The 22,579-nt window shown below is 32.7% G+C and carries 18 protein-coding genes and 1 pseudogene; all 19 read right to left on the reverse strand.

Features of this window, described 5'->3' with window-relative positions:
• Positions 1–592 precede the first annotated feature (592 nt).
• Positions 593–2,953 carry a GumC family protein gene (locus tag BUC11_RS01845; protein WP_073351349.1) on the reverse strand — a complete coding sequence of 787 codons (2,361 nt, stop codon included), beginning with the start codon at positions 2,951–2,953 and terminating at the stop codon, positions 593–595.
• A gap of 9 nt (positions 2,954–2,962) precedes the next feature.
• On the reverse strand, positions 2,963–3,736 hold the full coding sequence (locus tag BUC11_RS01850) for a polysaccharide biosynthesis/export family protein (RefSeq protein ID WP_073351351.1): 774 nt from the start codon (positions 3,734–3,736) through the stop codon (positions 2,963–2,965).
• Positions 3,737–4,051: 315 nt separating this feature from the next.
• A complete protein-coding gene (locus BUC11_RS01855) occupies positions 4,052–5,950 on the reverse strand; it encodes a polysaccharide biosynthesis protein (protein ID WP_084129477.1) in 1,899 nt (632 codons plus the stop codon).
• An 862-nt stretch (positions 5,951–6,812) separates the two neighbouring features.
• Positions 6,813–7,958: a DegT/DnrJ/EryC1/StrS family aminotransferase gene (locus BUC11_RS01860; RefSeq protein WP_073351353.1), complete on the reverse strand. Its 1,146-nt coding sequence runs from the start codon at positions 7,956–7,958 to the stop codon at positions 6,813–6,815.
• On the reverse strand, positions 7,945–8,376 hold the full coding sequence (locus BUC11_RS01865; protein ID WP_073351355.1) for a WxcM-like domain-containing protein: 432 nt from the start codon (positions 8,374–8,376) through the stop codon (positions 7,945–7,947). The genes BUC11_RS01860 and BUC11_RS01865 overlap by 14 nt, the downstream gene beginning before the upstream one ends.
• A gap of 2 nt (positions 8,377–8,378) precedes the next feature.
• Entirely contained in the window at positions 8,379–9,332 is a 954-nt protein-coding gene (locus BUC11_RS01870) for an MraY family glycosyltransferase (RefSeq protein ID WP_073351357.1), read from the reverse strand.
• A 2-nt stretch (positions 9,333–9,334) separates the two neighbouring features.
• Complete coding sequence (locus BUC11_RS01875; RefSeq protein ID WP_245793700.1) at positions 9,335–10,282, reverse strand: NAD-dependent epimerase/dehydratase family protein; 948 nt, start codon at positions 10,280–10,282, stop codon at positions 9,335–9,337.
• The gene (locus BUC11_RS01880; RefSeq protein WP_073351359.1) at positions 10,252–10,995 is read right to left on the reverse strand and encodes a glycosyltransferase family 2 protein; all 744 of its coding nucleotides are present in this window, start codon (positions 10,993–10,995) and stop codon (positions 10,252–10,254) included. Before BUC11_RS01880 ends, BUC11_RS01875 begins: the two co-directional genes overlap by 31 nt.
• A gap of 2 nt (positions 10,996–10,997) precedes the next feature.
• Positions 10,998–11,546, reverse strand: a complete 549-nt coding sequence (locus BUC11_RS01885; protein WP_073351361.1) for a WcaF family extracellular polysaccharide biosynthesis acetyltransferase — start codon at positions 11,544–11,546, stop codon at positions 10,998–11,000.
• A gap of 16 nt (positions 11,547–11,562) precedes the next feature.
• A complete protein-coding gene (locus BUC11_RS01890; RefSeq protein WP_073351366.1) occupies positions 11,563–12,690 on the reverse strand; it encodes a glycosyltransferase family 4 protein in 1,128 nt (375 codons plus the stop codon).
• A gap of 42 nt (positions 12,691–12,732) precedes the next feature.
• The gene (locus tag BUC11_RS01895; protein WP_073351369.1) at positions 12,733–13,833 is read right to left on the reverse strand and encodes a glycosyltransferase family 4 protein; all 1,101 of its coding nucleotides are present in this window, start codon (positions 13,831–13,833) and stop codon (positions 12,733–12,735) included.
• Positions 13,830–14,969: an O-antigen ligase family protein gene (locus tag BUC11_RS01900; RefSeq protein WP_175547720.1), complete on the reverse strand. Its 1,140-nt coding sequence runs from the start codon at positions 14,967–14,969 to the stop codon at positions 13,830–13,832. The genes BUC11_RS01895 and BUC11_RS01900 overlap by 4 nt, the downstream gene beginning before the upstream one ends.
• Before the next feature lie 16 nt (positions 14,970–14,985).
• Complete coding sequence (locus BUC11_RS01905) at positions 14,986–16,134, reverse strand: glycosyltransferase family 4 protein (protein WP_073351373.1); 1,149 nt, start codon at positions 16,132–16,134, stop codon at positions 14,986–14,988.
• A 48-nt stretch (positions 16,135–16,182) separates the two neighbouring features.
• Positions 16,183–17,343, reverse strand: coding sequence for a glycosyltransferase (locus BUC11_RS01910; protein ID WP_073351375.1), 1,161 nt, complete (start codon positions 17,341–17,343; stop codon positions 16,183–16,185).
• A 45-nt stretch (positions 17,344–17,388) separates the two neighbouring features.
• A pseudogene (locus tag BUC11_RS01915) lies at positions 17,389–18,486 on the reverse strand (acyltransferase family protein).
• Positions 18,487–18,615: 129 nt separating this feature from the next.
• The gene (locus BUC11_RS01925) at positions 18,616–19,431 is read right to left on the reverse strand and encodes a glycosyltransferase family 25 protein (protein WP_073351381.1); all 816 of its coding nucleotides are present in this window, start codon (positions 19,429–19,431) and stop codon (positions 18,616–18,618) included.
• Complete coding sequence (locus BUC11_RS01930; RefSeq protein ID WP_073351384.1) at positions 19,428–20,240, reverse strand: polysaccharide pyruvyl transferase family protein; 813 nt, start codon at positions 20,238–20,240, stop codon at positions 19,428–19,430. Before BUC11_RS01930 ends, BUC11_RS01925 begins: the two co-directional genes overlap by 4 nt.
• 110 nt (positions 20,241–20,350) lie before the next feature.
• Positions 20,351–20,590, reverse strand: coding sequence for an acyltransferase (locus tag BUC11_RS01935; protein ID WP_073351386.1), 240 nt, complete (start codon positions 20,588–20,590; stop codon positions 20,351–20,353).
• 40 nt (positions 20,591–20,630) lie between these two features.
• Positions 20,631–22,082, reverse strand: coding sequence for a lipopolysaccharide biosynthesis protein (locus BUC11_RS01940; protein WP_245793702.1), 1,452 nt, complete (start codon positions 22,080–22,082; stop codon positions 20,631–20,633).
• Positions 22,083–22,579: the final 497 nt, after the last annotated feature.

The raw sequence follows: 22,579 nt of genomic DNA on the forward strand, positions 1-22,579 counted from the left end.
CAGGGAAAAGAATTAATTTTCTTTTCTTTGTTCTGAAAAAATATTTCATCTTTCTTTGAGATTCCTAACTTTCGCATTTATTAATTGAATTCAAGAGTTTTAAAAAATTGGGCTACTTAAGGTCGCTGTAAAATAAGAACTAACCTTTTTCTTATTTTCTTACTATTTTGAAACCTATAAGTGATATAACTTTTTAGTATTTAGTAGAAACTGCAGCAAAACATTTTTTTACTACCAATTTCAATGTTTCACAAGATGAAAGAAAAAGTGAATTAGATTAACTGAATCAATCCCTGAGAATCCTTTGAATCAGTGGCTACAAAAAAAGTAAGTGATCAAAGCGAACTGTACTATTAATTCACAACACAAACAAGCTTACTTTTTGACAAATTATTAAACGTGATCTTTTAAAAGTGGCTGACTGAACACCGAATACGGTATCCCACTTTAGCAGGAATCATTTATTTTATTTATTTGAAATACTGCTATAGCTCAAATCAAACTATAGAAGACAAAACACTTTAAATAAAAAAAAGGTTTACAAAGAAATTAATTCTTTATAAACCTTTTTAAAAGTGGTGCGGTAGAAAAATTACATTTTAAATATTTTTTTATACCAAGGTGCTTTTTCAACCTTGACACCATAGCCATAACCATATCCATACCCTTTTGTTGAATCGGTATCATTAAGTAGCAAACACATATTAGGCAACTTTTGCTCTTTGTATAAGGTGTTGGCAATATTCAGCATTCTCTTCTCTAAGAAATTGGCACGAGCCACATAAATAAAACAATCTGCATGCTTTGCAATTAATATTGTATCTGTAACTAGACTTACTGGAGCTGTATCTACAATGATATAATCGTATTGATTTTTTAGCGTTTCAAAAAGGGTGTCTACTTTCTTATTCATCAATAACTCAGCAGGATTAGGCGGAATTACACCAGCAGGCAGTACATGGAAATCTTCAAACCCCTCGTATTTTACAATAAGATCCTCTAGAACTAAATTTTTAGAAGACAAATAATTAGTAACACCGCGATCCGGCAAAGTTAAGTACTCATCTAATCTAGGATTCCTGATATCCATTCCAATCAATAAAACCTTTTTCCCTGAAAGTGCAAAAGTAGCAGCTAGATTAGCAGAGACAAACGTTTTCCCCTCTTTAGGAAAAGTGGAGGTTAAAAAAATAGTTTTAGCCTGACCGTCTGGAACCTTGCTAAGCATAAACTCCAGGTTTGTTCTTATAATTCGCAAAGCCTCGGCTGAACTTGTTCTGCTTTCTGATTTGATGATTTCCGACGGCGTATCTGAGGTTGGTACATCTCCTATAAAAGGAATTAACGTTTTTCCATCTAAATCCAAGCGGCTCTTTATTTTAGTGTCTAACAAATCCATTACGTAAATCACTCCAAATGGAACTAAAATACCCAACAGTAGTGCACCCAAATAAATAATATTTTTTTTAGGAGAAACAGGAACATCCGAACCTTTAGCAGAATCGACTACTCTGGCACTAGACTCTGTTGCTGCTAAAGAAATAGCTGTTTCCTCTCTTTTTTGCAACAAATACAAGTACAGCTCTTCTTTTACTTTTTGTTGTCTGGCTATCACCCTAAACTGCCGTTCCTGAACCGGAATTTTACCTATTTTTTGATTCAAAAGCCCCTCCTGATTGTTGAGATCTCTTTTTTGAATCCTTAGATTGGATTGCATGCGACTCAAACTTGATGCAACATTTGACTTTAAGGACGCCAATTGCTCATTCAGTTTAATCACAGTAGGATTAACATCGGTAGCCGATTTCAAGATTCTGTTCCGGTCTAAAACCAACTGATTGTAAGATCCTATTAATTCAGTAGCTTCCCCGCTTACAATATTTGTAGGCAATAAATCAGACGGCTTGCTTTTTTTTATAAAATCGACCATCGACGAAATAACATTCAATTGTATATCAGTCTCTATGCCTTTTTTATCGTATTCATTAGACCCCGTAATAAAAAGTCCTGCCTCTGTTTCGATGTCTGTTACCTGATTCGCATTTTTAAAATTCTGAACATTTTGCTCTACACCGTCCAATTCGTCGGTGATCAAGGCCAATCTATTAGCTATAAACTTAGAGGTGTTTTCAGAAATAAAATTTTTATCAGCGGCAGCATCCTCATTGTAATTTTGAACTAAATTATCCAAAAAATCTTCCGCTTTTTGCCGTACAGGATCTACGAGAGAAAGCTCGACAATACTACTTGTTTTGCTTAATGGAGCTACATTCAAACGGGCTCTGTAACTCGCGGCTACATTTTCAAGCGGACTAATTACAATATTGATTGGATTTACATCTTCATTATAAGGCCTTGGGTTAACAAGCGATTTATTTAGCACTAACGTACCATATTTCGTCTTCACCGGTTCTCCATAGCGAAAAACTTTTTTATTTCCTTCCAACACATTCCCTTGACCCAACAGGTCTTCAAACTGAAAAGTAGATTCCGACAGCGCCAAAAATTGATAAGACCGGCTTGTACTGTAAAAATCAGGCTTTTGTTCTAAATAATTGATTAAAATTGGAGCATTTTTGTACAAATTAGTATTGATTACTTTACCCTCCACTACAAAGGCGATATTCAAATTCATTTTGCGAACGGTACTCTCCACCAAAGTTCTGGATTTGAGTATTTCTATTTCATTATCGAGGTTGCTTTTTCCACCACCAATTCCCATATCAGCAAAAGCAGATAATTCTGAGGACAGTCCACCCTTCTTTTCATCTTTTACTAAAATAGTCGTCGCCGCGCGGTACTGTGGAACGTTATACCTTAAATAGAGGTAGGCGCCAAACAAACTGACAAAAACCCCTAATACAAACCATCTCCAATGGGATGCGTACTGATCTACAACAGCCCTTATTTGAAAATCCTGTTCTGAATTTTCATTTAACATATTATTTTCCATGAAACTGTTTTATTTTGAAGAAGTAATAATTAATGTGGTTAAAGCAATCAAGATGGACATAACTGAGAATATCAACCCCGTACTCGGACCCACTGCTGATCCGTTGATTTTATTTTGATTAGGCTCCACATAGACGACATCATTTTGCGCCAAGTAATAAAAGGGCGTATTCATAAAACCCGCTTTACTGATGTCTACTCTATTATAGGATTTCACACCGTCAATTTCTCGAATGATTAAAATATTGTTTCTTTTTCCATACACCGTTAAATCTTTAGCCATACTCAAAGCTTCAATTAATGTAATTCGTTCCGAAGCAATAGGATAAGATCCTGGAGCATTAACCTCTCCCTGAACAGACACTTTAAAATTTGTAATGCGAAGACTAATTATCGGTTTTTTGATGTATCGTGAAATTTTAGCATCTAATATCTCAAGTACATTGGTTCTGGACAAACCACTCACTTTCAGCTTTCCCAAAGTAGGAAAATCAATAAATCCATAAGCATCTACTAAATAAACAGAACCAGCAGTAGCACCAGCAACCGTTTCGCTAGAAACATTCAAACTAAAAGATTTTGCAATTTCAGGATCCTCGGCATAAACCGAAATCTGCAGCAAATCATCGGGCTGTATTTTAATTTCATACGAATTTAATTTCTCTTCTCCTGCCACAGCATCAATATCCTGGTAATAAATCATGTCTTTTTTAGATGCACAAGAGCCCAACAACACTAAAAACAAAAATAGGATCGATTTTTTTAATAAGAAAAAGTATTTCATAGAGTAAATTTTAAAAGGGCGCAAATATAGGGATTATTATTATATTATTTTTAGACATTCAGCAGTACCATTTACTAGGACTTCGTTTTTATTGTCAAGTGGCATTGAAGTCAGCCTACAATGAAACTAAAACTACTTAAAACAAGGGATCACAAAATACTTTTACTTTTAATTCTTCAAACAAAACGAAATGCGATTACTTGCAAAAAATAATTATACTAACACTCAAGTGTTTCATTAAAGATAGAAATCAAACAAAAATTAAAAAAATAATGAGTTCTATCTTTTCCCTACGTCTGCAACAGGGTTGTCCAATTATTTATCTAAAAGTTCATACGTCGAATTCATACTTTTAAACTCCGGCACAATCTTTTTCATTTGAGCCACTATAGCGTCGTTTGCAAACAAATTAGAAAGATTAATCAATTCATTGATATCTGTATGCAGGGCTTCAAACTCTTCTTGAAGTTCTTGTGCAATCATGATTTTAGCATGGTGCGTTGGGATGGACTTGGATGTATCATTGAGCAGTTCTTCATAAAGTTTTTCTCCCGGACGCAATCCTACAATCTCAATCTTAATGTCTCGCTCTGGAATAAATCCTGCTAACTTAATCATCTTTCGCGCCAAGTCAATAATTTTGACTGGTTTCCCCATGTCAAAAATGTATATTTCACCTCCATTTCCCATTGCTCCGGCTTCCAGCACTAATTGGCAGGCCTCTGGAATGGTCATAAAATAACGAATGATGTCTTTATGGGTAATCGTTAGTGGTCCGCCTTCGGCAATTTGTTTGGTAAACAAAGGGACAACCGAACCATTGGAGCCTAATACGTTCCCAAAACGGGTAGTAATGAATTTAGTAGCCCCTGTTCCCTTCTCTTTTTGATCTCTGAGCTGCAGCGACTGTACATATTTTTCGGCAATTCTTTTACTGGCCCCCATAACATTGCTGGGATTTACCGCTTTGTCTGTTGAGACCATGACGAATTTTTTCACATTATACAAACAAGCTAAATCAGCAAGATTTTTGGTTCCCTTTATATTGGTAAAAATGGCTTGACATGGATTTTCTTCCATTAACGGCACGTGCTTGTACGCCGCAGCATGAAAGACTACTTGGGGATGGTATGTTTTAAAGACCATATCCATCGCCTCCACATTTCTAATATCGGCGATGACGGTTCGTATTTTTGCCGTAGTGCTAATGCTTTCTGTTTCTAATTGCAAGTGATGGAGCGGTGTCTCTGCCTGATCCAGCATAATAATTTTTTTTGGATTAAAAACCAAAACTTGACGAACGATTTCACTTCCTATGGAACCAGCTGCACCAGTAATCAAAATTACCTTATCCTTCAATTGTTTAGAAATCGCTTTACTGTCCAGCACAATTGGTTTGCGTTCAAGAAGATCTTCAATTTGAATGGTCTTCACTTTCTGGGAAATCTCTTTTTGATTCTCCCAATCCGAAATTAAAGGCACTGTAAAAACTTTGAAATTGTATTCCAAGCATTGATCCACAATAACAATTTGCTCCTCTCGTGACAATCCTTTGTCCGCAATAATGACACTTCCCGCACCAACGGAACGCATTAATGCAGGCAACTTTTTCTTTTGCACTAAAATAGGCAAATCCAACATTCTCTTGGAAGCGTTTTGATTGTTCTTGTCTACGAACCCAACAATTTTAAAACGTGTAGGAGTTTCGAACTTTAAAGCGTTAGCAACTGATATCGCATTGGCATCCGTACCATAGATTACCGTACGAATTAATTTAGCATTACTTTTTTCGGAGAAGTACAGTTCAAAAGTTTGTTTCACTACTACACGATACAAAAACAAAGCACAAAAAGAAAGCACGATATTGATAAAAAGTGCGGTGTTGAGGAAGGGCTTTTCTTTAAAAAAAATCTGACTGATAAAATTAAATAGAAGAAACAAAACCAAAACCGACAGTTGCGAGAAGAGCAATTTCACTGCATCAATATTGGAGGAATGGCGGATGATACCAGAATAGGTCCTGAATAACCAAAAGAAAAACAAATTGAGCCCAAAAAAAGAACTAATGAATGTAATATTATGAGATGTTGCAATATAATTCATGCCGATTCCTCTAAATATCATGTAAGTAGAGAAAAAACAAAACATTAAAATCAGCATATCAATGCTGACGATAATCCACCGGGGTAAATAGCCTAAATTATGCAAGTTCATTCTACGATTTAACGCTGTCGTAAGTTCAGAAATGAACTGGGATACTTTTTTATTGATAGGAATACTCAATTTAATTGGTCTTATTTTAAGTGATGTTTTTTTGATTGAAAAATGCAAATCAAATATAGGAAATAAAATAGTTGCTGCTACGCAACTGCCTTTTTTTATATCTAAACGAATAAAATACTTGTAGCGTATATTTTAAAACTTCTTTTACGAAATATAATACGTTTTAGCGGCGTGTATTGGGAACGCGTCAGTTCGAGTGGCCCGCTTTTTAGCGGGATGTATCGAGAACCGTTACAAAGACAAACTTCTCGATACTTTTTTGGCTAATGGCGATTTGTTTTTAATTCTAAACTTTCATAGCCAAAAACACTCGAAGTGACGTTCTGGTGAGCGAGAATGTCTAAAAAACGAGAACGCGTCAGTTCGAGTGGCCCGCTTTTTAGCGGGGTGTATCGAGAACCGTTGCAAACACAAAACTTCTCGATACTTTTTTGGCTGATTGCGATTTGTTTTATAAACCTAAACTTTCTAGCCAAAAACACTCGAAGTGACGTTAAGGATTAGAATAGTGAAATTTGTATAATCAATCCGTCAGTTCGAGTGGCCCGCTTTTTAGCGGGGTGTATCGAGAACCGTTGCAAACACAAACTTCTCGATACTTTTTTGTCTGATTGCGATTTGTTTTTTAAATCTAAACTTTCAAGCCAAAAACACTCGATGTGACGTTCTGGTGAGCGAGAATGTCTGAAAAACGAGAACGCGTCAGTTCGAGTGGACCGCTTTTTAGCGGGGTGTATCGAGAACCGTACACCGAAACAATTGACGGCTGTACCGTATTTTTAAAAGTATACCCCTACTCTTTCGAGAAGAAAGCCAATACAGCTTCCTTTATTCTTATTCTTTCGTTATCTGTTAAATTAGACCCAGATGGCAGACACAGACCGTTTTCAAACAGAGTTTCCGCTACTTTGTTGCCGTAATACGGATAGTGCTCGAAAATAGGTTGTAAGTGCATTGGTTTCCACAAGGGACGCGATTCAATATTTGCCTGATCCAAAGCCAGTCTCAGTGCTTCTCGGTCAATCCCTTTCGCGGCATCGGGGGCAACTAAAATAGCGGTTAGCCAATAATTAGCAAAGTAGTCCGAGTTAGGAACAGTGAAAACACTTACCGCCGCTATATCTTTGAATACATCAACATAAAAATCATGCATATCCCTACGCAATTGTACGTGTGCATCCAACACTTCCATTTGGCCTCGACCTATACCTGCACAAATATTACTCATGCGGTAATTGTATCCTATTTCGCTGTGCTGATAATGAGGTGCTGCATCTCTGGATTGCGTAGCAAAAAAAATGGCTTTTTCTTTGAGCGCAACCGTTGGTGTTACAATAGCTCCACCACCAGAGGTTGTAATGATTTTATTACCATTGAATGACAAGACTCCAATATCCCCAAAAGTACCGCATTTTTGACCTTTGAAACTGCTTCCTAAGGCTTCAGCACTGTCTTCCAGAATAGGAATTCCATACACATCAGCAACCGCTCGTACTGCTTCAATTTTATACGGTACTCCATAAAGATGAACCGCTATAATGGCTTTTGGCTTTTTGCCTTTTTCAATTTCACTACGGATCGCTTCCTCTAGCGCTACAGGACATAAATTCCATGTGTCCTCTTCGCTGTCTATAAAAATGGGAATAGCGCCTTGATACAAAATAGGATTGGCTGAAGCCGAAAAAGTCATGCTTTGACAAAGCACAGTATCTCCAGCTTGAACGCCTAGCAGAACCAAACCCAAATGAATGGCTGCTGTTCCAGAAGTGAGTGCTCCTACATGCGCTTCATTTCCGAGATAATTTCTGAGATTCCTTTCTAATTCGCCAATATTAAAACCGGCTGTCGAAATATAGTTAGTAACAAAAGCTTCTTGAACAAACTTTTGTTCGGTTCCACCCATATGTGGCACAGATAAATATATTCTACTTGACGCCATCTGGATTCCAAGTATTTGAATGAAAACGAACATCATCTTCTTTGACTTTATCCAGAGCGAGAGTTGAAAAGGACATTAATCGTGAGTTAACTTCCAAGGATTGAATAGCATTTGCAAAACCAGCAGGAATACTCAAAACTATATTTGAATTTTCTTGTAGTATGACACTTTCTACTGTTAAATTAGCTGATGGAGACTCCCAATTATCAATTTTCACAAAAGATATCTTAAAAGCTCCCTGAATGCAATAAAAATTTTTCGTATCAAATTTATGACCTTGCCAGGCTCTTATAGGATTTTCAGGAGCATTAGTTATGATATAAAATCTTTCAATATCTTTAAATTTAAAATCATTTACAAAAGAAACAGAACCTCTTTCATCTTTAAGAACGTCACCTTCAAAAATTTGTATTTTCATTCCTAATATAAAATTTTCTTCAAGAGATAAAACTTAACACAATACAGTAGCAACAAAGGCACTAGTACAATAGCAAATAAAATAAAATCATTTAAAATAGTATGCATCGTAATAACAATTGTGGATATTACCATTTGCAGAAAAGCATATAAAAAAGAGACTAGTCGATGTTGCATTTTGTAGCCATTGCTTAAAACTTGATACAAATGCCAACGGTGCGCTTCAAATATATTCTCTTTCAAATAAATTCTATGTAGAATTGTTGCTACTGTTTCAACTCCATAAACACCTAAAAATAGCAACCAAACTAAAGATTCAGTATTCAATATCAATTTTAAAATAAGATAAATAATCCAAAAAGCTATAGAAATACTACCTACGTCCCCAGCAAAACATTTGGCTCTTTTTCTATAATTAAAAAAAAGGAAAACTATACTGGCTAAAATCGGATATATAATGAATGTACCATCAATAAATTCAAAAACATAATGGTTAACGTACCAAAGCGAACCCAATACTACAATCGTGTAAAGCCCTGTCATTCCATTGATACCGTCCATAAAATTATAGGCGTTAATGATACCAATTGCGGCAATGTAAGTAAGTAGAATCCCCCACCAAGGTAGGATCTCAAAAACATTGAGATTATAAAACAATAAACTAATTGCACTGAAATGTGCCAGTATTCGAATTTTATTGGGCAAACTCTGAATATCATCCCAAAAACTGACCATGCTCACTATTGTAATCCCTGTAAAAAAAAGATAATAAGCATCACTATGTTGCGCAAAATAAAATAGTGCCGCAAACCAGAATAGTACGCCTCCTCCCCGAATTGTAATTTCAGTATGCGCACTTCTGTGATTTGGTTTGTCAATGATATTGTATACATCAGCTATTTTAAAATAAACTAATGCCGCGAGAAACAGAATAAATGTAATTAATGTATAGTGCATTATTATTTAAAGGATTGAAATGTTTTTACCAAGCCGTCTTTTGCATTGACAGGAAGTGGCTTATGTAAAGCTTTAACAATTTTTCGATTACTCACCACATAACTTTCGGTTAGTTTTTGCAAGCGTTCTGCATTGAGTGGCAAAGAGAAATAATCTCCAATTTTTGCTGCAACGACAATCAATTTTTTTGAAATGGTCAGTATCTTAGCACGCTTATTTTGTGTAGCAGCAATTAATTCGATTAGTTGGTTAGTGGAAAGGGATTCATCATCAGCTACATTATATACACCTGTGGGAATAGATTCCTGAGCTAATAAATTCTTTATAATGAAACATAAATTTTCAATACTACAAAAAGAACGTTGATTTACAAAAGCGCCCAAAGGCCAAGGAAAACCTTTGCTTACTAGAGCAAACAACAAATTCAAATTTCCCTTATTTCCTGGTCCATGGATCATACAGGGACGCAAAATATATACTGTTTTAGTAGCAGATAAATTGGATAGAATATACTCTTCCGCCATTAGTTTTGATTTTCCATAGGCAGTAATGGGATTGGGTATTGCTTCTTCTGTCAAAGGCGAAACAACTATATCTGCAGAAGCTTTTACAGAACTGATATAAATGAATTTCTTAGCATCCGACTGTAAAAATTGATCGTACAAGCGCTTTGTCAATTCAAAATTCACCTCATAATATTCGCTGTTATGGGAGGTATTTTTAAGGTCATGCGCTTTGCCTGCTAAATGGACGACAGCATCGTATGGCAAATCATCTTGCAGAAACATTTCATACGTCAATATACCCTGCTTTTTATTTCGGGAAATACCATGAAGATCAAATTCGTTAGCCAAATACAGACTAAGATTTTGTCCTACAAAACCGGTTATTCCAGTAATGTAAATTTTTTTTTTACTGTTCATTTCTTTAAAAATCCTATTATTTTCCATGCAAATCGCATCTTAATTTTAAACGGTGAAAAATACAATCCATTCATTGTAAGTGCTTTTTGAATTTCTGTTGTAATGAGTTGATAAGAACTACTACCAGAACTACTCAAACCACCCACTAACATGGCTGTTGTTGTTATTCCTGAATACTTCCAACTTATATTTGCTTTAAGAAAAAAGCGGGTAATCAATTCATAATCGGCACCAATAATAAATCCAAGCTCATAGAAGCCCAATGTGTTAAATAAAGTTCTTCTAAAAAAAATCGAAGGATGCGGCGGCATAAATCCAATTTTTAATTTTTCAGGCTTCCAATATTTCGAAGAATACGCTCGAACTACTTTGCCATCGGCCTTGTGCTGTATAATATTGCCGACAGAAGCATCTATGGTATTCTTAGTATGAAAAAGTGCAATTTCAGAAAGAACAGCCTTGGAAAAGAAAGTATCATCAGAATTCAAAATCCCTACTATATCCCCTGTTGCCATCTCAATTCCTTTATTCATTGCATCATATAGACCTTTGTCAGGTTCAGAAATCCAATGCGCAATTTTATCTTGGTGTTTCTGAATAATTTTAACCGTATTGTCGGAAGACAGACCATCAACAATAATGTGTTCAATATTTTTGTAGGTTTGACCGCCAACGGAAAGTATAGTCTTTTCAAGAGTCGCGTCACTATTGTAACAGACTGTTATTATGGAAATTTTCATTTTTATTCTTCTATTTTTCTCTGTCTTATTTTTACGGCAGGATTACCTTGATAGATTCCTAAAGAATCTAGATTGCTCGTAGCTATGGAACCTACGGCTAAAATAGCATGAGAATATAACGTAACTCCGGGGCAAACTATAGACTTTGCACCTATCCAAGAGCCCTCCTTTAAATGTATTTCTCCAATGATTAAATCAAAAGTTACTTTTTTATAATTGTGATTCCCACACAATAACATCGCACCTTGTGAAATACATACATTACTTTCTATAGTGACTTTTGCTAAATTATCTATCCAAACGTTTTCACCAATCCAAACGTGATTACCTATTTCCAGTAACCATGGATATTTTATAGTAACTCCAGGCTTTATATGCACTTCATTTCCAACCTTTGCACCAAATAACCTTAATAATAGAATTTTAAGCCCTGAAATTGGATTTAAAGGTATAACGAAAAACAACACGCTTACAAAATACCACAAAATTTGCTTCCATTTGGGTCCCGGGTTGTACCAAGAATTATTATACTTAGACAAATCAATTTTCATGTGTTTTGTAGTTAGATTAAAAAAACAATTTTCTGTTTTCCTCTAAAATTTCGGGATTGTTACAGAATTTTTTTGCGAAAGTAACCGCATTGTTCGACCACTCGTTATAAATACTCTGGTTCATTCCTGAAGCTTTTTCAATAGCATCTACAAATTTCTGTGGATTATCTAATGGTAAATCCCATCCAATTTTTTTTGATTCTAATGATTTCCACGGAGTCTTATCCGAAATAATTACCGGACAACCCGCGGACAAAGCTTCCAATATTGCATGACCAAAATTCTCTCCTTCTGAAGGCAATATAAAAAAATGATAATTTTGTAATACATCATTCATTGTACTTCCATCAACACTCCCTTTGTAGTTAACTGTAATGTTTTCTGGTAACTTCGTAATTACTGACTGACATTCTTTCCAGTATTCCTTATTATATATAGGTCCATATAAATCTAAAACAATTTTAGTATTTTGAATTTTACTTAAGAATTCGAAAATATATTTAGTACCCTTCTCTGGTGAAATTCGAGCAACTGATATTAAACAAAGAATTTCATTCTTTTTAATTTTTTTTTTAAAATTCTCATGTTTTAGCTTTCTAGGTAATTGATTTGCTATTTTAATTTCTTGAAAGACTTTGATTCGCTCCTTAACCGCCTGGGCTTCCTCTTCATTAGCGACGTGAAATACGGTTTTATTATAAAGGTTTAAAAAATTAATTATTTTTAAAAAAATTATTTTCTTATTATTTTTAATACTAAATGCTTGTTTAGAGAGCATTCCATGAGGATTGACGATAACCTGAGTATTTCTAATAATCAAAAGTGGTAATACAGAAAAATAAAATGAAAAAATTCCATTAACATAAACGTAGTCGTAACTTTCAATTGATATTATTTTTTTAATTCTCTTGAAATTTAATTTTGGTCTTGAAATATAATAAACATTTGATTTAGAAATCGAATTCCATTCATCACTAACTACAGAAGCATAAGATTCTTTATCACAATAGTCCGTATCACGCGTAATTATATTGAACTCAAAATCATCTTCCAAATAATCAACAAAATTACTAAAAGCCGTAATTGTGCCCCCAGCCTTATAACCCGGTTTATACCAATCAATAAATGCTAATACTTTCTTCATACAATATAAAAATTCAAAAATCTTTACGATAAACTTTTCTACTTACTTCTTTAGCCATGGTGCAATAGGCCTTGTGACTTCATTCCCTAAAGTAAAGCGAATTACCGATTCAAAGTAAGATGCCGCTACTTCACCAGAGATATGATTAGCACTCCATTTGGCTATCTCAATTCTTTTCTCTTTAGTCAAAGGCTCCTTTTTTAACCATTTAGCAAGAACCTGATCAAAATCATTTTTTCCAGAAAAAGAAAAAACTTCTCCACGATGACAACCATCTAATAAAATACTTGCTCCACAATTCTCACTTGCAATCACTTGCATCCCTGCTTGTAATGCTTCGTTGATTACCGCACCCCAACCGTCATATATACTAGGAAGCACTAATAAATCATAAGATTGCATTAATTGAATAACTTTTTCATTCGGAATATTCCCCAAATATCTTATTGTGCTACAATTATCAATTTTATTTGATAATTGGACTGAAAGTGGTCCGCTGCCTACAATACACAATTGATCTTCCTCAGTCAAGATCTCTATACACTTATCAATTAAACTGAGTATATTTTTATTTTTATTGATTTCTCCAACAAATAATATATTAGCTTTAAACCTCACTTTTTGCTTTAAATAATTTTTATCTAAAACAATATTATTTTCAACAAAGTATCCCCAATCAAAAATAGTCTCCTTTTTAAAACCTATTGCTTCATAGCAAATTCTGCCCTTTTCCCCCGTAGTAAGTATAAAGTCTATAGATGATGCGTAACGAATTCTTAAAAGAGTGTATTTAAATTTTCTAATTAATCCTAAAATTCCTATATCGTCAAAAGGCTCTAACATAACACCAATAGTAACACCCTTTTTAATGGATTTTTTAAAAGCACTATATACAAAAGGGAAGGCAGATATTCCTGAGAAAATATGGATACACTCTGAATCTATAATTGTTCTTAAATCAATTTCATTCGAAATAATACTTATATTCACCTTGCCTAAATTAGGTATGGACCATCCTTGTTTTCTTCTTGAATCATCAAGTTGATCAGAAACTATAAGATCAACTTGATGATTTTCCCCCAGATTGCGTAAAAAACTGGATTGATGCATACTTACAATATTTTGCCAGAAGATGAATTTCATAATACTACTATTTTTTTTGTATCCTTATAAACTTGCATGACTCCTAAAGACAGCCATGCATAGAAAAACAGAAAGCTTCCAGCTGCAAGCATATATCCCTCAGCAAACCAATGCACAATAAAGAAAATTAATATTCCTAGAAGAAAAGCACTATTTAATTTATTGATTTTATCAAAATAAAGATGAAACAGAAATCTAAAAATTAATATTAAAAATGGCATGGCGCCTAATAGTCCAACCATTGCCAAAATAGCCCCCCAACTAGTACCAGGTTCAACATTTCCTGTGGCAGTATCTATTAAACCATAATGCGAATTCGCAAAACCGATTCCAAACACTGGACTTTCTGTAAATTCCTGTATTCTATAATCCCAAAGATCTGCTCTTGAACTGAACTGATCACCTTGACTTTCAGCAAACTCCATCTTAGTGGTTAATGTTTCTGTATAACTAAGCCAAATTGGTGAAGTTACCGCCAGAACAAATAGAATGAAAACTAACACCTGTACCATTTTAGTCAATCTACCTCTAAATAACTTCATAAATAAAAATAAAACAGCCAAAAGAGCCCCCATTAAGGCTGCTCGTGATCCCGCTAATATTAAACAGAACAATGACGTCGTCGCCAAGATTATAAAATAATATTTTGTCCTCTTGTGAATATTGTCCTCATATATTTTCCAGCAACAAATAAGCAACGACACCCCTGCAATGGGCGCCATTATCATTGATCCTGTTGTTATTCCAGAAAAAAGAGAAGCATAATCATAGACAGAATATGCTGCTGTTATTTTTCCTAAAAACGATAAAAAAGTAATTAATAATAAAAATATATTTGTGTACTTAAACAGATGGATTTTAATCTGGTTAATATAAGTTCCTCTGAGCATGGGCGATAAGACTAAAATTCCGAGTAAAAATACCAGAAATCTGCCCAGAGGATTATAATACTCAGCTATGTCATTTAAAGCTAAACTAATACCACTGGCTATTAATAACCAAATAATTAAAAAACTTATGCGATTATTACTCTTTGATATTCCCAAAAATAATAGAATCAACATAAAACCGTAGTAAATAAACTGAGGTGTTGCAGGTGTGAAACTTATAATTGAATTAACTGCGGCCAAAGCCATTATAAACGATAAAATTTTAATCAATTTCATTTATGTGAATTAAAAATTTATGAATTAAAAAATTAATATTAATGGAATGCGATAAATTCTGGATGTATCTATTCTCCATATATTTTTGAATTAGGCTTCCCAGATTTTTATAATCCCCTTTATCAATTAACCAGCGATTAGTTTCTTCAGATGGAATCAATTCTCCAATTCCTTGCCCTTTGACTGCGATAAAAGGTACTCCGCAAGCGTATGCTTCAGTGTAAACACATCCAAACGCTTCATAGTATGAAGGCAACACAAATAAGTCCAGTTTATTATAATAATTTTTTAATTTCACATGATTAATCTCTGCAAGAAATTCAATATAATTATTTAGACCATTATCTTTAACATAATCTTTACACGACTGAAGAGTTGATCCAGAACCTATAAATGTAATTCTTAGATTTTGAAAGCCTTTGTTTACTAAAAGCTCCACTGCCTTTATTAAAGTCAGTTGATCTTTAAGGGGCCAAAAATTAGCAATGCATCCAATGGTGAAATAGTTAGGGTCTTTTATTCCTATTACAGGATGGAATTTACTTTCATCCACACCATTGTAAAGTGCATATTGAGATTTAATTATGATTTCAGGGATTTCTGATACAAATTCCAATGTTTTAGCACTTACTCCTACATGTAAATCAATTTGATTACAAATATCTATCCCATAATTTTTAACCCAATTGCGATGCCACTTAAATTTTGAGAAAATACCATTTGATAAACTTAGCACATCGAAACCGTGGTGTTGTACTATTGTCTTAATTGTAGAAACTCGTTTCTTTAAATAAATAGCATAAATACCTGCAACAGTTACATGTGAATGCACTACTGCGATTTGTGTTAAGTCAATATTTAAACTTCTCAATTTTCTTTTTAGCGAAGAAATCGCCAAAATATTAAACAGTCCCGGGAACATTGCAGATGGCAAATCATAAACGTTGAAAAAGAACACGTTTACACCTTCGTACTTATAATCTTTTTTATTACTGTAAAATTGTTTTGGTTTTAATACAACTACATCATAATTCCCTTCTTTTTGAATAGCTACTACCTGATCGTAAATATATGGCCCCCGAAATGATTCTTGAGATGGAAAAAAAGGAGTTATTATTAAATATATTCTTTTCATATAAAAAAATGATTCCTAACGCACTATAACATTATAACACTATTTTTTTTAGGCCTTAATCCCGATGATCTCGTGTTTAACGATATCTAAAACAGACTGAGAAAAATTTTCAGTTGAAAATTGCTTAGATTGCAGCAGTAAATCCTGATGCAGTTCTATCTGTAATATTTCACAATTTAAAACCTTTGTGATTTTATTTATCGCCTCTTCTTTATTATAATAAATTAGCTCTTCTCGCATGACTATTTCTTTTTGGGCTCCATAGAACGGAATGAACGGCAGTACCCCGGCTTTAACCATCTCTCCTGTTGCAATTCCAAACGCTTCACAATCGCAGCAACTGATTCCAAATCGAAAAGTGCTTAACAATCGTGATTTACTTTCACCATATACAGCACCAAGACATTTAACCCACTCCATTTCTTCCTTACATATTAATTGAATCGAATTATCATATGTAGTTATACCAAATTGGCCAAGAATATGCAATGATATATTATACCCTCGTTCTCTAACACTTTTCAAAATCGCTATAGCTTCTTCAATTTTTTTTTCGGGTGAAATTCTGCCCAGAAGTACAAATGCAATTTCACGCTTTTTCCATTCATTTATAAAAAATTCACCAGGAATTACCGGTGAAACAATTTTAATTGGTCGTTTGCAATATTTAGAAGAGACAGATGCTGTCCATTTTGAGTTTGCTACAAATGTGTCATGAATTGTGGTCGAGCGATTTGATGATCCTGCTAACCAATTTCCAAAATGAAATAAAACATACCGAATCGAGCTCTTATTAACAATTAACTCAGTTGAATTAAACTTCTCTTTAAGTTCTTTATTCCAGGTTACATCAGAAAGAAAATGTATTGCAGGAACTCCCCAATCAATAACTCTCGAGGCGGTAATACATAAATCATATTTTGGAGCAATAATCCTGCAATACCGCCGATACAACCCATCCCATAGGGCACCACCGGTTGTATGCCCCAATATGGTTGAAAACGGAGGATAAATAATCCCAATTTCAGACTTTTTTATGGATGTTCCCGCACAAGTATTTAATTCTGATAAATCCCAACCACCTCGTGTGAAAATATGTACATTATATTTATCTTTTAATGCTAAAATTAAGTACATTGTAGCAATTTCAGCTCCTCCCCGTCCCCAATAAGGATGACCTACTACAATATTAGCCCTAAATTCTTTCATATTATTTTCGTTTATAATCTTAAAAATTCTTTAAATATTACGAATTTATTTTTTAAATTTTAAAAAATAAGATTCATAATATCTATAACTTATTTGTGAAATAATAATTGTAAAGGCTACTGAAAAAAAATACAAAAAGAGATTATTTAACACTCCAAATCCATTAAAATTTTTGTTAATTTTTAAAAGTATATTTATTGCTAAATATATTCCTAAAACATGATACATATATATACCATATGAAACTTTTCCTAAATATTTAAGAGTATTATTTTCAAGAAATATTTGGTTATCAAGTCCAATAACATAAAGAATGAGAAAAGCAAATACAATTGAGGCAATTATGTTGTCTAGTCCAAATCCAATAGAAAAAATGGATAATAATATTATTAATAAACTCACTAAAAGAATAATTTTTGAGATAAAATTAAACTTAAATTCATTGCTCTTTTTATAATAGATAGCTAGAAGGCCACCTATTGCCATATTATCGAAACGTGATGCTCCAAAAAACAAGTTTAGTCTATTAAAAAATTCAAAGTCAGAAAATTGATTTATAATAACCAAAGACCTAATTAAGTAAATACAGACTACTAATAAGACCATTACAACAGTCAACTTTTTCACGGAAAAAATTCTATTAACTAATAATGGCCAAAAAATGTAAAACTGCTCTTCCACCCCTATAGACCAACTCTGGAAACAAATAGGATTAAATTCTGATGCGAAATTTGGCAATAATAATAAATTCAAAATAAAACTTGAATTAAAATTTTCCGCACTAATTAATTTTGGTACTATTACGTGCCAACTACTTATTAATGGTAAAATAAAATATCCAACTATAAACAACAAATAATAAAGAGGCTAAATTCTTAGTAATCTTCTCAAATAAAAATTTTTTATCTCGATTTTGCTATAAAATTCTTTTTCATTCAATAACAAATAAGTAATTAAAAATCCGGATAATACAAAGAAGAATGTTACAGCATGATTTCCTAGATATAATATAAACGGACCTCCACCATCATTTAAATTTTTTAAACCTAACGATTTCTTAATCAATTCAACATGCCCCAATATTACCAAAATTGCCGCTAATCCTCTCAGACCATCTAATCCCTTAATATGCTTTTTTACCATTGCCACTAATATATTGTTGCTTCTTCTGAAATAATATTTTCAAATTATAAATGAATAGATATTGTTTGAGATTTTTAAATTTTATAATATTGATAATAAAGTATTTTTTTTTAATGGTGGATTCAACTATTAAAAACTTGATTGAATAATATCCAATTTATTATACCACACATTTCTTTTGTTTTTAACTACCTTATATTTATTATGCTGATATATCTTTGTAATTTTGTCATTCAAGCGAATAATTAGTGAGGTCTTGATTACATTATTTTGTATTTCTAAATCGCGTTTATTGTCAAAATTTATGGTGCTCGCAGCCAAACCAAATTTTGAAAAAGAAACCACGTGAGGAACAATTGCCCTAATTTCAATATCAGTTTCCCTTAATAAATATCCCCAATTATCAATGACATTAAAAATTGTTTTGTATTTATTAAGAATGACTTCACAAGCTGCTTTGTTAATTAAATAGCAGGCTGCATAACTTGCATCATCCCAAATTTTATATAATCCTCTGTTTTGACTTTTATTAATGCACATCGAATCAATTAATGAGTAATGAGGAACAGGTGTAAACAATACAATTCTTGGCTTTGGATTATTAATAAAAGTGCTTGCTTCTGCTAAAGATTCCGAAAAATAAGGACTAATGAGAAGATCATCTTCCATAATAAGTCCAAAATCAAATTCATTAGCAATTTGCTTCATTACTCCTAATTGACTTTTGGCAACGCCAATTTCAGAAGGAACCATACAACGATTTACCGTTGCAATCGCTTTTTCATCATCATATATATGTATCAAATCCTCTTTACGCATATTACGGGCATCAAATGCTTCATGAAAAACAACATCCAATTCAGGGAAAAATTGTATTTGTGCATTCATAAATAATTTTCTATCGACAGACTCTTTTAGATTGACTACAAAAGTTTTTATTTTCATAATTTTAAATTTAAAAACTGGGTTTCTAAATCAATTTTAATTTTTGTTACCTTTTCCTCTGCTATTGATTCAGTCATTAGAATTAGCTCCTCTATACTTTCGGAACCTGTCAATACTTTAAACTCTGGTGTTATATCAAAAACAGAATAGTAATCATTAAATTTAAAGTCATTACCAAGTAATTCCGAAAGTTTAATCCATCGATTAGGAATCCCTAGTGAATCAGCACAAATTAATCCATGTAATGAGGAGGAAATGATGTGCTTACAGGCATCCATTTCTTTTAACACCGTTATTGGTTGTTGTCTCACATTTATAATGGAAATAGCAGAGCCATATTTCAATTTTAATTTTTGGATTGCGGCATTATTTGCATCCGAATAGTGAGGAATTATTCCCAATTCGAATTTTTTAAAAGAGCGATCTTTTTGAATCAATCTATCAGCTAATAGACCTGGATCTCCCAAAACAATTGTATCAACAATCCCCAAGTTTCTTTTGGTGTACTTGCCCCGTAAACCAATTATCTTGGCATTTAAGAATTGTATTTTTGTATTGGAATCGATTGCCCCTGTTCCTAAAATAGTGCCGTCATAAGCGGGGGAAAGATGTTCAATTAAACTACCTGTAGAAATTAAATCAGCTCTTTTTTCATTAAACCACACAGGAGTAAATCCATAATTTCTTAATAAATCACGAGTTATGAGATCACCAAAATTGACAACTTGTTTCCAATAATATACTTTAATTGGCTTGCTACCAGTTACATAATAAAAAAACCATTTGAGATAATTTAGAATTGTTTGCATTATAGAATTATTTAAAAAAAAATTGGAAAATTTAGTATTTCTGTTTCAAATCTTTTGATCATTCAAATTAAGAATTTAAATGCATGCAAAAAGTTAAGCAGAATATTTTTTTAAGTATTTTTATCACTAAAACCGTGGTGATATTCAGGAGAAATTAAGCCTTGCTTTTTTGCTTTCAAGTATATAGCTCCCTTTTTCTTGTTTTCTTCATAATTGTTTTTATCTCTTTGTGAAATAACTTTGCAAGGATTACCTGCGATTATAGATAATGCTGGAATTTTACCTGAGACTACACAACCCATTGCTACGATACTCCCCTCACCAATATGAGATCCTAGTGCAATAGACATATTACCCCCAATACAAACATTATTTTCTTTTTCAATAGATTCATATTTTTCTTTTTATAAATGACAAAATAAAACTTCTTTCCATTTGATTTATTCCAATAAAATAAATTAATATTAAATTAGAGCTAATTATAGCAACTGATTTTAAAACAAATAACATAAAATCAGAGCCATATTCAATATTATTAATAAATAAATAAAACAACATTAAGAATAGTGAAACAACAAATATAATTTTTAATAGTACATTCTTGATAAAATCAATAATATTAAGCTTTATCATATGTTTAAGAAAAGCTATCCTTAAAAATAAAGAAATAAAATTCACCCCAATAATGGCGTAAAACACTAATTTAGGATCATTATATAATTTTAATAAGAGATAAGATAAAGGTAAACACAAGAAAATTAATGTCCCTATTACAACTTGATACCATTTTATATTACCGTGTGCTTGCGCTCCTATCATAAGAGGTCCAGAAATTGTATCAATTAAGATATTAATTAAACTCAATATCACAAACATAGACGTGTAACTGGGAGGGTTTTTTAACCATAATTCTAAAACATAATCCACATTAAAAATAATGGGACAAGTAATTAGAAACATAATGAAAAAAGATAGTTTTGAACTTTGATAAATCAATTTTAAAGATTGCTCCTTATTTCCTGCAGCATACTGCTTTATAATTTGAGGATTTACAGCCATCTGAAAGTTAGAAACAAAAGTTGTGACAACTCCTTGTACTTGCATTGCTACACCATATGAAGCGTTTAAAACCGTTCCAAAAAATAAATTTAGCAGAATATTATTACCTTGAGATCGAGCGACAGATGCTATATTACCGAACAAGCTCCATCCCGAAAAAGACAATAGTATTTTTGTGTACTCTTTATCATAATAAAAACTGTACTTACTCTCTTCAAAATGTTTTTTACAATACTGCTTTTCAATTAATTGAATACAGAAAGCTATTAAAAATAATAATACGGCATAAAGCTTTAGTTTGTCGTAATCTACAACAACTAGTATATAAACTATCAGTAATTTAAAGACAACTTCAAAAATACTAATGTAAGCGTATACATTCATACGCTCTCTAGCAATAATCAGTGCATTGTAAGGCACTTGAATAATCCCAAATAAAAAAGTGAGAACAGAAAATTGATAAACCCAATTGACTGCAATCATTCTATCTTCTGGTAGATTTAATTTATAATTAACAAACCAAAGCCCTACAGTTTCAGCTAATAAAAGGACAATTATAGCAATTAAAAAGTGGATATTTAAAGTAGCATTAAATGTCTTATTCAACTGAATTATATCGTTTTTGCCAATATCAAAAGACAAAAACCGCTGTGTTGCTGAAGACATAGCACTATTAAAAAAACCAAAGAGAACAACTATCCCTCCTACGATATTGTATACTCCGAAATCTTCAATTCCTAAAGTGTTTAAAACAACTCTTGATGTATACAATCCTACTCCCATACTTAGAAACATTCTAAAATATAGAAATAAAGAATTTTTGGCTATGGTTTTTGAACTTAACAAGTGTGTTATTAAATTTTTAGATTATTTACTTTTAAAACCTACTACTAAGATTTACAAATGCTCATGAAAGATGGTTGAGTGTATGGTAATAATATACATTGCTATCACTTAAATTTAACAACCTAAAAGCTGCCTGTTTTTTAAAAATTGAAATATAAAAGACTTCCTATCGACCTTAAGAGCTATAGTGGTTAATCTTACTATTTCCTTGTAATTTATGCTAACCGATTTTACTTTTTAAAATAGTTTAAAAACTTACAATTATTAAATATTCAAAATTTAAATATTTTAATATAAATAATTCAATGTGATGTTTAGTGGTTTTTCTATATCTATTTCATCCTAGCCCATACTATTTCTTTTACTGATCTAGCGTAAATTTATATGTAAAAAGTAAAAAAATTATACTCTTCCATGGCTTCACAGAAAATGGA

The organism is Flavobacterium xanthum (assembly GCF_900142695.1).
Taxonomy (GTDB): domain Bacteria; phylum Bacteroidota; class Bacteroidia; order Flavobacteriales; family Flavobacteriaceae; genus Flavobacterium; species Flavobacterium xanthum.

Bases quoted from the DNA above. Each gene is read 5' to 3' on its own strand.
- BUC11_RS01885 (WP_073351361.1), bottom strand. From the start codon at position 11,546: ATGAAAATTGATTTGTCTAAGTATAATAATTCTTGGTACAACCCGGGA.
- BUC11_RS01935 (WP_073351386.1), bottom strand. From the start codon at position 20,590: ATGTCTATTGCACTAGGATCTCATATTGGTGAGGGGAGTATCGTAGCA.
- BUC11_RS01865 (WP_073351355.1), bottom strand. From the start codon at position 8,376: ATGAAAATACAAATTTTTGAAGGTGACGTTCTTAAAGATGAAAGAGGT.
- BUC11_RS01910 (WP_073351375.1), bottom strand. From the start codon at position 17,343: ATGAAAGAATTTAGGGCTAATATTGTAGTAGGTCATCCTTATTGGGGA.
- BUC11_RS01860 (WP_073351353.1), bottom strand. From the start codon at position 7,958: ATGGCGTCAAGTAGAATATATTTATCTGTGCCACATATGGGTGGAACC.
- BUC11_RS01845 (WP_073351349.1), bottom strand. From the start codon at position 2,953: ATGGAAAATAATATGTTAAATGAAAATTCAGAACAGGATTTTCAAATA.
- BUC11_RS01905 (WP_073351373.1), bottom strand. From the start codon at position 16,134: ATGAAAAGAATATATTTAATAATAACTCCTTTTTTTCCATCTCAAGAA.
- BUC11_RS01880 (WP_073351359.1), bottom strand. From the start codon at position 10,995: ATGAAAATTTCCATAATAACAGTCTGTTACAATAGTGACGCGACTCTT.
- BUC11_RS01930 (WP_073351384.1), bottom strand. From the start codon at position 20,240: ATGCAAACAATTCTAAATTATCTCAAATGGTTTTTTTATTATGTAACT.
- BUC11_RS01895 (WP_073351369.1), bottom strand. From the start codon at position 13,833: ATGAAATTCATCTTCTGGCAAAATATTGTAAGTATGCATCAATCCAGT.
- BUC11_RS01940 (WP_245793702.1), bottom strand. From the start codon at position 22,082: ATGGGAGTAGGATTGTATACATCAAGAGTTGTTTTAAACACTTTAGGA.
- BUC11_RS01875 (WP_245793700.1), bottom strand. From the start codon at position 10,282: ATGGAAAATAATAGGATTTTTAAAGAAATGAACAGTAAAAAAAAAATT.
- BUC11_RS01925 (WP_073351381.1), bottom strand. From the start codon at position 19,431: ATGAAAATAAAAACTTTTGTAGTCAATCTAAAAGAGTCTGTCGATAGA.
- BUC11_RS01870 (WP_073351357.1), bottom strand. From the start codon at position 9,332: ATGCACTATACATTAATTACATTTATTCTGTTTCTCGCGGCATTAGTT.
- BUC11_RS01855 (WP_084129477.1), bottom strand. From the start codon at position 5,950: ATGAACTTGCATAATTTAGGCTATTTACCCCGGTGGATTATCGTCAGC.
- BUC11_RS01850 (WP_073351351.1), bottom strand. From the start codon at position 3,736: ATGAAATACTTTTTCTTATTAAAAAAATCGATCCTATTTTTGTTTTTA.
- BUC11_RS01890 (WP_073351366.1), bottom strand. From the start codon at position 12,690: ATGAAGAAAGTATTAGCATTTATTGATTGGTATAAACCGGGTTATAAG.
- BUC11_RS01900 (WP_175547720.1), bottom strand. From the start codon at position 14,969: ATGGCTTTGGCCGCAGTTAATTCAATTATAAGTTTCACACCTGCAACA.